This is a genomic window from Actinospineispora eucalypti (genome assembly GCF_039543365.1).
GTDB lineage: Bacteria > Actinomycetota > Actinomycetes > Mycobacteriales > Pseudonocardiaceae > Pseudonocardia > Pseudonocardia eucalypti.
The window spans coordinates 34,576-48,094 of sequence record NZ_BAABJP010000058.1; the positions used below are offsets into that span (position 1 = coordinate 34,576).

General features: G+C 73.6%; 13 protein-coding genes. All 13 read left to right on the forward strand.

Annotated elements, in window-relative coordinates; translation table 11 throughout:
* Positions 1-60: 60 nt before the first annotated feature.
* The 13 genes from ABEB12_RS37780 to ABEB12_RS37840 all read left to right on the forward strand — a co-directional run bounded on the left by ABEB12_RS37780 (position 61) and on the right by ABEB12_RS37840 (position 13,507).
* The gene (locus ABEB12_RS37780; RefSeq protein ID WP_221497610.1) at positions 61-837 is read left to right on the forward strand and encodes a DeoR family transcriptional regulator; all 777 of its coding nucleotides are present in this window, start codon (positions 61-63) and stop codon (positions 835-837) included.
* Positions 834-2,051, forward strand: coding sequence for a four-carbon acid sugar kinase family protein (locus ABEB12_RS37785; RefSeq protein ID WP_185059923.1), 1,218 nt, complete (start codon positions 834-836; stop codon positions 2,049-2,051). Before ABEB12_RS37780 ends, ABEB12_RS37785 begins: the two co-directional genes overlap by 4 nt.
* Positions 2,048-3,127, forward strand: coding sequence for a 4-hydroxythreonine-4-phosphate dehydrogenase PdxA (pdxA, locus tag ABEB12_RS37790; RefSeq protein ID WP_185059924.1), 1,080 nt, complete (start codon positions 2,048-2,050; stop codon positions 3,125-3,127). The genes ABEB12_RS37785 and pdxA overlap by 4 nt, the downstream gene beginning before the upstream one ends.
* Entirely contained in the window at positions 3,124-4,104 is a 981-nt protein-coding gene (locus ABEB12_RS37795) for an NAD(P)-binding domain-containing protein (RefSeq protein WP_185059925.1), read from the forward strand. Before pdxA ends, ABEB12_RS37795 begins: the two co-directional genes overlap by 4 nt.
* A 388-nt stretch (positions 4,105-4,492) precedes the next feature.
* The gene (locus ABEB12_RS37800; RefSeq protein WP_185059926.1) at positions 4,493-6,043 is read left to right on the forward strand and encodes an aldehyde dehydrogenase family protein; all 1,551 of its coding nucleotides are present in this window, start codon (positions 4,493-4,495) and stop codon (positions 6,041-6,043) included.
* Positions 6,040-7,188: an FAD-dependent oxidoreductase gene (locus ABEB12_RS37805; RefSeq protein ID WP_185059927.1), complete on the forward strand. Its 1,149-nt coding sequence runs from the start codon at positions 6,040-6,042 to the stop codon at positions 7,186-7,188. The genes ABEB12_RS37800 and ABEB12_RS37805 overlap by 4 nt, the downstream gene beginning before the upstream one ends.
* On the forward strand, positions 7,181-8,344 hold the full coding sequence (locus tag ABEB12_RS37810) for a Glu/Leu/Phe/Val dehydrogenase (RefSeq protein WP_185059928.1): 1,164 nt from the start codon (positions 7,181-7,183) through the stop codon (positions 8,342-8,344). Before ABEB12_RS37805 ends, ABEB12_RS37810 begins: the two co-directional genes overlap by 8 nt.
* Before the next feature lie 165 nt (positions 8,345-8,509).
* Positions 8,510-9,427 (forward strand): LysR substrate-binding domain-containing protein, encoded by a 918-nt coding sequence (locus ABEB12_RS37815; RefSeq protein ID WP_185059929.1) that lies wholly within the window; start codon positions 8,510-8,512, stop codon positions 9,425-9,427.
* A 66-nt stretch (positions 9,428-9,493) separates the two neighbouring features.
* On the forward strand, positions 9,494-11,629 hold the full coding sequence (locus tag ABEB12_RS37820; protein ID WP_185059930.1) for a thiamine pyrophosphate-dependent enzyme: 2,136 nt from the start codon (positions 9,494-9,496) through the stop codon (positions 11,627-11,629).
* A 32-nt stretch (positions 11,630-11,661) separates the two neighbouring features.
* Positions 11,662-11,964: a hypothetical protein gene (locus ABEB12_RS37825; RefSeq protein ID WP_185059931.1), complete on the forward strand. Its 303-nt coding sequence runs from the start codon at positions 11,662-11,664 to the stop codon at positions 11,962-11,964.
* 154 nt (positions 11,965-12,118) lie between these two features.
* Entirely contained in the window at positions 12,119-12,229 is a 111-nt protein-coding gene (locus tag ABEB12_RS37830; protein WP_345703499.1) for a type II toxin-antitoxin system RelE family toxin, read from the forward strand.
* Between the two features lie 82 nt (positions 12,230-12,311).
* A complete protein-coding gene (locus ABEB12_RS37835; RefSeq protein WP_185059932.1) occupies positions 12,312-12,644 on the forward strand; it encodes a metalloregulator ArsR/SmtB family transcription factor in 333 nt (110 codons plus the stop codon).
* Positions 12,641-13,507, forward strand: coding sequence for an SRPBCC domain-containing protein (locus tag ABEB12_RS37840; RefSeq protein WP_185059933.1), 867 nt, complete (start codon positions 12,641-12,643; stop codon positions 13,505-13,507). Before ABEB12_RS37835 ends, ABEB12_RS37840 begins: the two co-directional genes overlap by 4 nt.
* Positions 13,508-13,519: the final 12 nt, after the last annotated feature.

Consider the following 13,519-nt stretch of genomic DNA (forward strand, 5'->3'; position numbering starts at 1 on the left):
CGCAATGGACGCGCGAATCGCGCACTTTCGGAGGTCAAAGTTGATCGAATCGAGCAGTGTGTGAGACCGCGCGACCGCCGGGACCTGATCTACGCCGAGCTGCTCGCCGGCCGGGGCACGGTCGCCGAACTGTGCGCCCTGCTGGGTGTCTCCGCCGCCACGGTCCGCCGGGACCTGCGGCTACTCACCGACCAGGGCCGGGCCACCCGCACCTACGGCGGCGCGGTCACCGGGCCGCTCCCGCTGGAGCGCACGCTCGGGCAGAAGGAGCGGCGGGCCGAGGCGGAGAAGGATGCGATCGCCCGCTGCGCGGCGGCCGAGGTCCGCGACGGCGAGGTGCTGATCCTGGATGCCGGCACCACCACCGGCCGGCTGGCCCACCACCTGGCCGAGCGGGACGGGCTGACCGTGCTGACCAACGGGATCAACACCCTGGTCACGCTCAGCCATCGCCCCTCCATCACCCTGATCACCCTCGGCGGCCAGCTCCGGCACACCAGTCAGGCACTGGTCGGGCCGCTGGCCGAGGAGACGCTGCGGCACGTGGTCGCGGACCGGGTGTTCCTGGGCGCGGACGGGGTGCTGGCCGAGCGCGGGCTGTCCTGCCCGACGCTGGAGCAGGCGTCGCTGAAGGCGCTGATGGCCTCCCGGGCCCGGGCGGTCTACGTGCTGGCCGACCACACCAAGCTGGGCGCCGCGCCGTTCCCCTTCTTCGCCCCGCTGACCACGCCGGCCACGCTGATCACCGACGCCGGCGCGCCCGCCTCGGCGGTGGCCGCGCTGGACCAGGACCCGCACCTTCGGGTGCGCCTGGCCTCCGGGGTGGCCCGGCCGTGACCGGCCCGCAGGTCGGCGTGCTGGCCGACGACCTGACCGGCGCACTGGCCAGCGCGGCCATGCTGCGCGAGTCCGGGCTGCCGACCTCGGTGCGCTGGCGGCGCGAGGAGCCACCGGCCAGGGCCGGCGGGCTGGTGGTGGACATGCGGACCCGCGACTACGGCGCCGACCCCCGGGAGCGCGCCGCGTCCTGGGCGGCCTACCTGCGCTCGGTGGGGGCGGAACGGATCGAGCTGCGCATCGACTCGACGCTGCGCGGCGCGCCGGCGCTCGAGCTCGAAGGCGTCGTCGCCGGCGCCGGGTTGGCCGATCCGTGGTTGCTCGCCGTTCCGGCGTTCCCGTCGGCCGGCCGGACCGTGGTCGGCGGGTGCCTGCACGCCCCGGGCGTGCGGCCGCCGGTGCACGGGATGCCGGTCGGGCCGGCGCTGTTCGGCCCGGCGCGGGTCGCGTCGCTGGGGCGGGACGTGCTGGACGCCGGCCCGGACGCGGTGCTCGCGGCCATGCTGTCGGCCGGCGGGCCCCGTTTCGCCGCGGACGGCGAGACCGAGGAACACCTGCGCACCATGGCCGAGGTCGCCGGCCGGCTGGTCGAGGACGGCCAGCCGCTGATCACCGTTTCGCCCGGGGCCTGGCTGCGCCACCACCGCGGTGCCGCCCGCCCGCGCTACCCGCTGGTCGTGCTGTCCAGCCCGACCGAGACCAACCGCGAGCAGCTGGCCACCCTGGGCGAGCGGTATCCGGCGCTGGCCTTCCCGGCCGGCGAGCTGCTGGCCGGTGAGTGCGCGCCGGACTGGGCGGCGTTGACCGGGCCGCCTCGGGCCGTACCCGAAAGCCCGACACACCGTGCACGAAACCCCGACTCGCCGGTGTTGGTGGTGGAGACGCTGGGGGCGGCGACCCGGGATGCCGGGCCGGCGTGGGTGCAGTCCACGGTGGCGGCCAAGGCGGCGGCGTGGCTGGTCGAGGAGGCCGCGCGGCACGGGGTGGACTGCGGCGGGATCGTGGTCGGCGGCGGGGCCACCGGGTCGGCGCTGATGGACGCGCTGGGCGTGCCGGCACTGGACGCCGAGGCGGAGATCGCCCCGCTGTGCCCGCGCTCGCGGGTCACCGCCGGCCGCTGGGCCGGCCTGCCGGTGATCACCAAGGGCGGCCTGGTCGGCGGCCCGGAGACTTTGTCCCAACTGGTTGCCGCGCTACTCAAGGAGATCGGATGAACCCACCCGTCATCGGGCTGACCATGGGCGACCCGGCCGGAGTCGGCCCGGAGATCACCGTCGCCGCGCTGGCCGACCCCTCCCTGCGCGGCCTGGCCCGGCCGCTGGTGGTGGCCGACGCGGGCGTCATCGAGCGGGCGATCCAGGCGGCCGGGCTGCCGCTCGAGGTGCGCCGGGTGGCCGGTCCCGAGGACGTCACCGGCGAACACGACGTCGTGCACGTGCTGGACCTGGACAACCTGGGCGATGTGGAGTTCGGCCGGGTGCGGGGCGAGTACGGGGCGGCGGCGGTGGAGTCCATCGAGGTCACCTGCGCGCTGGCCCGCGAGGGCCGGATCGACGCCGTGGTCACCGCGCCGATCAACAAGGAGGCCATCCGCGCCGGCGGGTCCGGCTTCCCCGGGCACACCGAGATGCTCGGCTCGCTGTTCGGGGTGCCGCCGGCCCAGGTGGTCACCATGTTCGTGCTGGAGAAGCTGCGCATCTTCTTCCTCACCCGGCACCACCCGCTCGCCACCGCGATAGCCCAGCTGACGACCGAGCAGGTGCGGGACGGGCTGCTGCGGGTCAACGAGTTGCTGGGCGAGCTGGGTTTCACCGACCCGCACATCGCGCTGGCCGCGCTCAACCCGCACGCCGGGGAGAACGGGCTGATCGGCAGCGAGGAGAACGAGATCCTCGGACCCGCGGTGGCCGCCGCGCGCGCCCGGGGAGTGGATGCCGTCGGCCCGGTGCCGGCCGACGCGGTGTTCTTCCAGGCCCGGCAGGGCCGCTACGACGGGGTGCTGTCGCTCTACCACGACCAGGGCCACATCGCGGCCAAGACGGTGGACTTCTTCGGCACCGTGAGCTGCACGCTCGGGCTGCCGGTGCTGCGGGCCTCGGTGGACCACGGCACCGCTTTCGACATCGCCGGCAAGGGCATCGCGGACCCGGGCGGCCAGGTCGCCGCGATGCGGGTGGCCGCCGAGCTGGCGCCGGGGGTGCTGCGGGTCCGAGGCCGCAAACCCGCCCCCACGCCGATTCAGTCACCTCAGCACGGTGATTCAGTCACTTCAGCAGGAGGGCAGCAGTGAGCGCGACGATCTACACCGACTCGGACGCCGACCAGACCGCGCTGGACGGACGCGTGGTGGCAGTGCTCGGCCACGGCAACCAGGGCGCCGCGCAGGCGGCCAACCTGCGCGACAGCGGCATCGAGATGATCGTGGGCAACCGCGACGACGAGTACCTGGCGCCGGCCCGGGACGCGGGCTTTGCGGTGTTCTCCATCGCCGAGGCGGCGCGGCGGGCCGACGTGGCGCTGCTGCTGATCCCCGACGAGGTGCAGCCTTCGGTGTTTGCTGAACAGATTGCCCCCGGGCTGACCAGCGGGAACACCCTGGTTGTCGCGTCCGGTTACAACGTGGCGTTCGGCCTGCTGGACGTACCGGCCGGGGTGGACGTGGTGATGGTGGCGCCTCGGATGATCGGCGCCGCCGTGCGCACCCGGTACGAGCGCCGGGTGGGTTACCCGTGTTTCGTGTCCGCCGAGCGGGACGCCACCGGCGATGCTCTGCGCACCGCGCTGGCGGTGGCGAAGGGGATCGGCGGCACCCAGGCCGGCGCGGTGGCGTCCTCGGCGCGGGAGGAGGCGGCGCTGGACCTGTTCTCCGAGCAGGCCATCTGGCCGGCCATCATGAGCGTCTTCCAGACCGCCTACCAGGTGCTGCACGCGGAGGGCTTCTCCGACGAGGCGATCCTGAACGAGCTGTACCTGTCCGGCGAGCCGGCGGAGATCTTCGCGCGGGTGGCCCGGTCGGGGCTGCTCGGGCAGCTGGGGCTGCACTCGCAGACCAGCCAGTACGGCCAGCTGCGCGGCCTGGGCCGGCTGGACCCCAGTGAGCTGGCCCGGCGGTTCACCGGGGTGCTGCGCGACGACATCCTGTCCGGCGACTTCGCCCGCGAGTGGTCGGCGGCCGACCCCGAGCGGCGCCTGGCCGAGCTGCGCGCGCACGCCGAGCAACACCCGCTGGCCGCCGCCGAACGCGCCCTGCTCGCTGAACAGCCCTGACCGATCCCTGCCAGCCCCACCCGCCTCTCCGTCGCGGGTACCACTCAGCACGCTATGGCTCTGCGTGGAAATACGCGACATTCGGGAGTGGCGTGCTCTGAGGGCGCCCTTCGGCGCTAGCCCTACACAAGGTCAACAGGGCATGAGGGCCGCCCGTGTGAACGGGAGTGGCCGCCGTGTCCTGATGATCATGACATCGGCCGGGAGTCGAGCGCCGGCCCACCGGATGTGCCGGTAATCGGAACACCCGGTGTCGCATATTTCCACGCAGAGCCATAGCGCGCTCAGCGGTACCCGGCAGGGAGAGCGGCAAGGGGTAAGGAGAGCTGAGGCTCAGGGCGGGGAAGTGTGGGGCGTCAGTGGCGCCGGCGCGTCGTAGGGTCGGGCAATGGACCTCAGCCGCCTTGCCTCGATCATCGACCAGCACGAGGACCGGGACAGCGCCGGCGAGTATCGCTCGGTCAACCCGAGCCGGTTGGACGACACCGTCGCCACCGTGCGGCTGGGTGACGCCGAGACGTTCCGCCGCGCCGCGCGCTCGGCCCGGGCCGCCCAGGTGGGCTGGGCGGACGTGCCGGCGCCGGTGCGCGGCCGGGTGGTGGCGAGCATCGGGCGCCTGGTCGAGGCCAACAAGGAGGCCCTGTCCCAACTGGTCACCCGGGAGATCGGCAAGCCGATCGCGGAGGCTCGGGGCGAGGTGCAGGAGATCATCGACACCTGCGACTTCTTCCTCGGCGAGGGCCGGCGGCTGTACGGCCAGACGGTGCCCTCGGAGATGCCGGACAAGCAGCTGTTCACCTTCCGGGTACCGGTCGGGGTGGCCGCCGTGATCACCGCCGGCAACTTTCCGGTGGCGGTGCCGTCCTGGTACCTGGTGCCGGCGCTGCTGTGCGGCAACGCGGTGGTGTGGAAGCCGGCGGAGTACGCCTCGGCCACCGCGCGCGCGTTCGCCGAGCTGGTCTGGCGGGCCGGTGTGCCGAGCGGCGTGCTGAACCTGGTGCACGCGGACGGCGCGAGCACCTTCGAGGGCCTGGAGCTGGCGCTGGCCGAGCGGCTGGTGGACAAGGTCGGCTTCACCGGGTCCAGTGCGGTCGGCGCGAAGGTCGGCGAGCTGTGCGGCCGGCACCTGCAGTCCGCCTGCCTGGAACTGGGCGGGAAGAACCCGATGGTGGTCGCGCCGGACGCGGACCTGGACCTGGCGGTGCAGGGCGCGCTGTTCTCCGGGTACGGCACCGCCGGCCAGCGCTGCACCAGCCTGGGCACGGTGATCGCGCACGCGGACGTGCACGACGAGTTCGTCCGCCGGTTCGACGCGGCGGTGCGCGCGGCCGCGATCGGCGACCCCACCGGGGACGTGCTGTACGGCCCGATGCTGGACCAGCGGTTCGCGGACAACTTCGAGAAGATCCTCGGTTGGGTCGCCACCCACCACCGGGTGCTGGGGTCCGGCGGCGTGGGCCGGATCGACGCGGCCAACCCCCGGGACGGCTTCCTCGGCGACCCGGCGGCCGGGCTGTACTACCACCCGGTGCTGCTGGACGGCGTGCGGCCGGGCGACGAGGTGTTCGGCCAGGAGACGTTCGGCCCGGTGGTCGGGGTGACCACCTACCGGCACCTGGACGAGGCGGTCGAGCTGGCCAATGCCCCGGGTTACGGGCTGTCCGCCGCCGTGTACACCAACGACCCGGGCACCGCGTTCCGGTTCCGCCAGCGGGTCGGCGCCGGCATGGTGAGCGTGAACAACTCCACCTCCGGCGCGGAGGCGCACCTCCCGTTCGGCGGCAACGGGCGGTCGGGCAACGGCAGCCGCCAGTCCGGCATCTGGGTGCTCGACCAGTTCACCCGCTGGCAGTCGATGAACTGGGACTTCTCCGGTTCGCTGCAGAAGGCGCAGATGGACACCGCGACGATCGAGCCGGACCTGGACTTCCGCCTGTGACGGGCACCGAAAGTGCCGAGGTCGTGGTGATCGGCGGCGGGGTGATCGGCACCAGCGCGGCCTTCCACCTGGCCGAGGCGGGCGTGCGGGTGCTGCTGCTGGAACGCGGCGAGCTGGCCGGCGGCAGTACCAGCAAGGCGGCCGGCGGGGTGCGGGCGCAGTTCTCCGACCCGGTGAACATCGCGCTGGGCCAGCGCAGCCTGGACGCGTTCGCGCGCTTCGCCGAGCGGCCCGGCGCGGAGATCGACCTGAAGCGGCACGGCTACCTGTTCCTGCTGGACAACGCCGGCGACGTGGCCGCGTTCGAGCGGAACGTCGCGGTGCAGAACGAGATGGGTGTGCCCAGCCGGATGCTCGGCGTCGCCGAGGCCAAGGAGCTGTCCCCGTTCGTCGCCGCCGACGGTCTGCTGGCCGCCGCCTACTCGCCCGCCGACGGGCACTGCACCCCGGAGGCGGTGGTGCACGGTTACGCGGCCGGCGCCCGCCAGCACGGCGCGGTGATCCGCCGGTACTGCGCGGTGACCGGGATCGAGGCGTCCGGCGGGGAGATCACCGCGGTTCGCACCGAGGCCGGGGACGTGCGTACCGACACGGTGATCTGTGCGGCCGGGGCGTGGTCGGCGGCGGTGGGGGAGATGGCCGGCGTCGAGCTGCCGGTGCGGCCGCTGCGCCGGCAGGTGCTGGTCAGCGAGCCGATCCCGGATCTGCCGCCCCGGCTGGCGTTCACCATCGACTTCGGGACCAGCTTCTACTTCCACGACGAGGGCGCCGGGCTGCTGATGGGCATGTCCGACCCGGACGAGGAGTTCGGCTTCCGCACCGAACGCGACGACGCCTGGCTGGGCCGGTTCGGCGCCGTGGTCGCCCGGCGGGCGCCCCGGCTGGCCGAGGTGGGCATCGCGCACGGCTGGGCCGGGCTGTACGAGATGACCCCGGACCACAACGCGGTGGTCGGCGAGGCGGCCGGCGCGAGCCGGTTCCTCTACGCCACCGGGTTCTCCGGACACGGCTTCCTGCAGGGGCCGGCGATCGGCGAGGTGCTGCGCGACCTGGTGCTCGGCCACACCCCCGTGGTGGACGTCTCCGCGCTGGACGTCCGACGATTCGCCGCCGACCAGGCGAGACCGGAGCTGAACTGTGTCTGACCTTTTGCGGGACGTGGACGAGTGGGGGCCGGAGAAGGTCGTCTGCGTGTCCGACTCGCGGACCGGCATGCGCGGCGTGTTGGTGGTCGACAACACCGCGCGCGGGTCCGGCAAGGGCGGCACCCGGATGAGCCCCACGGTGAGCGTCGGCGAGATCGCCCGGCTGGCCCGGGTGATGACCTGGAAATGGGCCGGGGTGGACATGTTCCACGGCGGCGCCAAGGCCGGCATCCTGGCCGACCCGACCGCGCCGGACAAGGAGCGGGTGCTGCGCGCGTTCGTGCGCAAGCTGGCCGACCAGATCCCGTCCTCGTACGTTGCCGGCCTGGACATGGGCATGACCGAGGCGGACGCGGCGATCATCCAGGACGAGCTGGGCGACCGGGGCGCCGCCGTCGGCGTGCCCGAGGAACTGGGCGGGGTGCCGTACGACGCGCTGGGCGTCACCGGCTACGGGGTGGCCGAGGCGGTGGACGAGGCGCTGCGCCGGGCCGACCGCGAGGTGAAGGGCGCGCGGGTGGCCATCCAGGGCTTCGGCGCGGTCGGGCTGGCCGCCGCCCGGCGGCTGGACGAGCTGGGCGCAACGGTGGTCGCGCTGTCCACCGCGCGCGGCGCGGTGCACGACCCGGACGGCCTGGACGCCGCGCGCTGGCTGGCCCTGCGGGAGGAGGCCGGCGACGACTGCGTGCTGGCGGCGCCGCCCGAGCTGCGCGTCGCGGCGGGGGAGGAACTGCTGGTCGACTGCGACGTGCTCATCCCGGCGGCGGTGCAGGACGTGATCGACGCCCGCCTGGCCGCCCGGCTGCGGGTCACCCTGGTGGTGGAGGGCGCCAACCTGCCCACCACTCCCGAGGCCCGCCAGGTGCTGGCCGACCGACGGGTCACCGTGGTGCCCGACTTCATCGCCAACGCCGGGGGCGCGGTGGCGGCGGGATTCGCCATGGACGCCCGCTACTCGGCCTTCCGCCCCGATCCCGCGGCCATCTTCGCCACCGTCTCGGCCAAGATGCGCGCGAACACGGTGACCGTCCTGGACTACGCCGAAACGGCCGGCATGCTCCCGCACCAGGCGGCCCTGCACCTGGCCCAGGACCGCGTCCGCACCGCCATGCACCTCCGCGGCCGCCTCCCCACCCCCACCCCCACCCCGACCTGATTCAGTGGGTTCAGCACACTGGTTCAGTCACTTCAGCACGTTGATTCAGTCACTTCAGCAGTTTCTCCGGGCCGCCGTCGGCGCGGGTAACCGCCAAAAGTGACTGAATCAAGGTGCTGAACCCACTGAATCAGGAGTGGGGCGGGTCCGGGTTAAGGTCGGGCCGTGCTCAACCCGATCCACCTGCGGACGCTGCGGGAGTGTGTGGGCACCGGGTCGTTCGCGGAGGCCGCGCGCAACCTCGGCTACACGTCCTCGGCGGTGTCCCAGCAGATGTTCCTGCTGGAGCGGGCGATCGGTGCGCCGCTGTTCGAGCGGTCCGCGCGCAGCGTGCGGGCCACGGCGGTGGCCGCGCTGCTGGCCGAGCGCAGTGCGGCCGTGCTCGCCGCGCTGACCACCCTGGAGCGGGAGGCCAGGGCGATGGTGGCCGGTGAGGCCGGCACCCTGCGGCTGGCCAGCTTCGCCACCGCGAACGCCCGGGTGGTGCCGGCCGCGCTGGCCGACGTGGTGTCCCGCCGGCCGGGCGCCGAGGTACACCTGGACGAGGGCGAGCCGGACGACGTGCTGGGCGGGGTGCGCAGCGGCGCGCTGGACGCCGCCGTGGTGTTCGACTACGACCTCGCGCCCAAGGACTGGCCGGTGGAGCTGACCCGCACCGAGCTGTTGGCCGAGCCGTTCCTGCTCGCCGTGCCCACCGAGCACCGGCTGGCCGGGCGCACCGAGGTGGACCTGGCCGAGTGCCGCGGGGAGACCTGGATCTGCACCAACCCGGACACCGCCGGCGCCCGTTCGCTGGCCCGGCTGGCCAGCGAAGCGGGTTTCCAGCCCCGGATCATCTTCCGCAGCAACGACTACACGGTGATCCGGGACCTGGTGTCGCGCGGCCTCGGCGTGGCCATGCTGCCCGGGCTGGCCTGGCCGGACGGCGGGGTGGCCAGGGTGCGGCTGGCCGGCCGCGCGCCGCACCGGTTCGTGCTGGCGCTGCACCGGCCGAACAACACCAACCCGTTGCTCCCGCTGGCCCTGGACTGCCTGGCCCGGGCGTGCGCCGAGTACGCCGAGGATCAGGGCGGGTGGGGCTGAGCCCGAGCGACCGCCGCGCTGGTGGGACTTGGCGCCGGCGGCGCCGGCAGGCCAGGGTGGTAGTCGATGAGCGAGCCGATCGACGACCACTTCCGGACCGCCGTCGCCACCTTCGCGGCGACCACCGCCGAGCTGCCGACCGGGCTGCCCGCCGAGACCGCGCTGGCCCTGTTCGACGCCCAGGTGGGCAGCCGGCAGCTGGACCTGATGGCCCGCGAGCTGGGCAAGGCCGGCCAGGGCTACTACAGCATCGGCTCGTCGGGGCACGAGGGGAACGCGGCGGTCGCGGCGGCGCTGCGGGTCACCGACCCGGCGCTGCTGCACTACCGGTCCGGCGGGTTCTACCTGGCCCGGGCGGCTCAGGTGCCCGGGCACGACGGGTTGCGGGACGTGCTGCTGGGCATCGTGGCGGCCGCCGAGGAACCGATCGCCGGCGGCCGGCACAAGGTGTTCGGCCACAAGGCGCTGAACATCGTGCCGCAGACCTCCACGATCGCCTCCCACCTGCCGAGGGCGCTCGGGCTGGCGTTCGGCATCGAGCGCGCGGCCAAGCTCCGCCGGGAGACCGAGTGGCCGGCCGACTCGGTGGTGGTGTGCAGCTTCGGTGACGCCTCGGCCAACCACTCCACCGCGGCCGGCGCGATCAACTCGGCAGTGTACTGCGGCTACCAGGGGCTGCCGGTGCCGTTGCTGCTGGTGTGCGAGGACAACGGGATCGGCATCAGCGTGCGCACCCCGGCCGGCTGGATCCGGCACGCCTACGGGTCGCGGCCGGGGCTGCGCTACTTCGAGGCGGACGGCTCCGACCTCGGCGACGCGCTGGCCACCGCGCGGGCGGCGGCGGAGTGGGTGCGGGCCAACCGCGCGCCCGCGTTCCTGCGGCTGCGGACCGTGCGGTTGATGGGGCACGCCGGGTCGGACGTGGAGTCGGCGTACCGGTCGGCGGCCGAGATCAACGCCGACTATGCCGACGACCCGGTGACCCGCACGGCGGAGCTGCTGGTCGGTGCGGGCGTGCTGACCGCCGAGCAGGCGCTCCAGCGGTACCTGGACGCCGGTGCGCGGGTGCGGGAGCTGGCCGGCCAGGTGATCGGGCTGCCCAAGCTCACCTCGGCCGCCCAGGTGATCGAGCCGCTCGCGCCCTCGCGCCCGGACCGGGGGTCGGCGGCCGACCCGCCGCCCCCCGACGACGCCCGCGCACCCGCCACCCTCGCCCAGTCGATCAACACCGCGCTGGGAGACGTGCTCGCCGCCGACCCGGGCGCACTGGTCTTCGGCGAGGACGTGGCGGTCAAGGGCGGCGTGTACGGGGTGACCCGCGGTCTGCGCAAGCGGTTCGGCGCGGCCAGGGTGTTCGACTCGCCGCTGGACGAGCAGAGCGTGCTCGGCACGGCGCTGGGCACCGCGCTGGCCGGTTTCCTGCCCATCGCGGAGATCCAGTACCTGGCCTACCTGCACAACGCGGCCGACCAGCTGCGCGGCGAGGCGGCCACGCTGGGGTTCTTCTCCCAGGGGCAGTACCGCAACCCGATGCTGGTGCGCATCGCCGGCTACGGCTACCAGCGCGGCTTCGGCGGGCACTTCCACAACGACAATGCGGTGGCCGCGCTGCGCGACATCCCCGGCCTGGTGGTGGCGTCCCCGTCCCGGCCGGACGACGCCGCCGCCATGTTGCGCGGCTGCGCGGCGGCGGCCAGGGCGGACGGCCGGGTGTGCGTCTTCCTCGAGCCGATCGCCCTTTACCACACCCGTGACCTGCACGAACCTGGTGACGACGGCTGGCTGGCCGCCGACCCGGGCGGGTCGGTGCCGCTGGGTTCGCCCCGGGTGCACGGCCACGGCGAGGACCTGACGATGGTCAGCTTCGGCAACGGCGTGCGGATGAGCCTGCGGGTGGCCCGCCGGTTGTCCGAGCGGGGGATCGGCTGCCGGGTGCTGGACCTGCGCTGGCTGGCCCCGCTGCCGGTGGAAGCCGTGCTGCGCGAGGCCCGGCGCACCGGGCGGGTTCTGGTGGTGGACGAGACCCGGTTCACCGGCGGGGTGGCCGAGCCGCTGCTGGCCGCGCTGGTGGACGGCTGCTTCGGCGGCGCGGTCGCCCGGGTGACCAGCGCGGACAGCTTCATCCCGCTCGGCCCGGCGGCGCACCGGGTGCTGCTCTCGGAGGAGGAGATCGAGAAGGCCGCCGTCCGGCTGTGTGAGTAGGGCCACCGGCCTCCCGGCGGTACCCTTGAACGGTGACCGCCGCGCATGCCTACGAGCTTCCGCCCGACTCCGCCGCTCCGGCGGAGGCGGTGAAGGCCGCTGCCTCGGGCGAGGTCGTCTATCTGACCCGGGACGGGCGGGCGACGGCCGCGATCGTGCCGCCTGACGTTGCCGCCGCCGGCGCCGCCGCGATCCAGGCTCTGGAGGACGCGGCGGATATCCGCGCGGCGGAGGCGGCGCTTGCGGATTCGGGGCCCACAATCCCGCACGAAGAGGTCATGGCGATGTACGCCGATGACCTGGCCGCGTACCCGGAGACCGAAGAAGACCGGTGACGAGTCGCTACCGTATCGAATGGAACAGACCCGCACTGAAGGCACTTGATCGTTTGGATCGACCGGTACGCGTGCGGATCCTGCGGAAGGTTGAGTCGCTCGGGGCCGACCCGCGTCCGCCGGGCGTGCTCCGGTTGACCGGGCAGCGGGAGCTGTGGCGTTTGCGGTGGGTGACTATCGCGTCATCTACACGATCCAGGACAGCAAACTGATCATCACTGTGGTCGACGTCGGCGGCCGGGGAAGCATCTACCGAGAGCTCTGACCGCCCACGGCGGCGGACCGTCTCGCTGTTCGGGCCTTAATATTCTGTTGCAGTTATATTCCGGCCACAGTATATTAGCGGAGTGACCAGCGCTTTCGAGGTGCTTGCCGAGCCGACCCGGCGACGGATGCTGGACCTGCTGCTCGAGCGGCCCCGGCTGGTCGGCGAGCTGACCGAAGAGCTCGGGCTGAGCCAGCCGGGTACCTCGAAGCACCTGAAGGTGCTGCGCGAGGCCGGCCTGGTACGGGTCCGCCCGGATGCGCAGCGCCGCTGGTACGAGCTGCGCCCGGCACCGCTGGCCGAGCTGGACGCCTGGCTGGCGCCCTACCGCCGGTACTGGGAGTCGCAGCTCGACGCGTTGGAGAGCTACCTGGACCGCATGCCCGACGACCCCGATGGAGAGGACCCAGCATGACCGACACCTCGCTGTACGCGGACGGCGACCGCACCGCCATCCGGATCGAGCGCCGGCTCGGCCACCCGCCGGAGAAGGTGTGGCGGGCGCTCACCGAGCCGTCGCACCTGAACCAGTGGTTCCCGTTCGACGTGGAACCCGAGCTGGTCGTGGGCGGCGCGGTGCGCTTCGCGGAGAAGGGCGAAGGCCAGACCCTGAGCGGCAAGATCACCGAGCTGGACCCGCCCAGGGTCATCGCCTACACCTGGGAGGAGGACCACCTGCGCTGGGAGGTGCGGCCCTCGGACGGGGGCAGCCTGCTGGTGCTCACCCACACCGTGGCCGACCACTACGGTTCGGCCAGCTTCGCCACCGGCTGGCACGCCTGCATCGACGGCATGCTGGACGTGCTGGCCGGGCGCCCGGTCGCGGATCCGGACCGGGCCGCGATGGACGCGGGTCACGAGCGGTTCATCGGCGTCCTCGGGCTGGACGCGGGGACCGTGGACAACACCGGCGAGGGTTGGCGGGTGCGGTTCGAGCGGCAGTTGGTCCGGCCGGCCGAGGCGGCCTGGGCGGCGCTGGTCGGCCCGTCCGTCCCGGTGGTGGGTGGGCCGGTGCCGGACGGTTGCCTGGTGGCCGAGTTCGCCGCCGGGCCGGTGGCCGAGTCGCGGGCCGGCGAGGCGCTGGCCTACGACTGGCTGTTCGACGGTGCGCCGGCCGGCGGGGTGCGCATCGAACTGGGCCAGGGCACCGGACACGGCGCCCGGCTGGTCCTCACCCAGACCGGCCCGGCCGACCGCACCGCCGAACGCGACGCCGCCCTCAAGCTCTGGCGCGACCGCATCGAGCGCCTGGCCGCCGACCTGGCGGTCGGCTCGTGAGTGCCGAGTGAC

What these genes read in the sequence shown, in the direction of transcription:
- ABEB12_RS37820 (WP_185059930.1), top strand. Translation starts at nt 9,494, where the DNA reads ATGAGCGAGCCGATCGACGACCACTTCCGGACCGCCGTCGCCACCTTC.
- pdxA (WP_185059924.1), top strand. Translation starts at nt 2,048, where the DNA reads ATGAACCCACCCGTCATCGGGCTGACCATGGGCGACCCGGCCGGAGTC.
- ABEB12_RS37840 (WP_185059933.1), top strand. Translation starts at nt 12,641, where the DNA reads ATGACCGACACCTCGCTGTACGCGGACGGCGACCGCACCGCCATCCGG.
- ABEB12_RS37800 (WP_185059926.1), top strand. Translation starts at nt 4,493, where the DNA reads ATGGACCTCAGCCGCCTTGCCTCGATCATCGACCAGCACGAGGACCGG.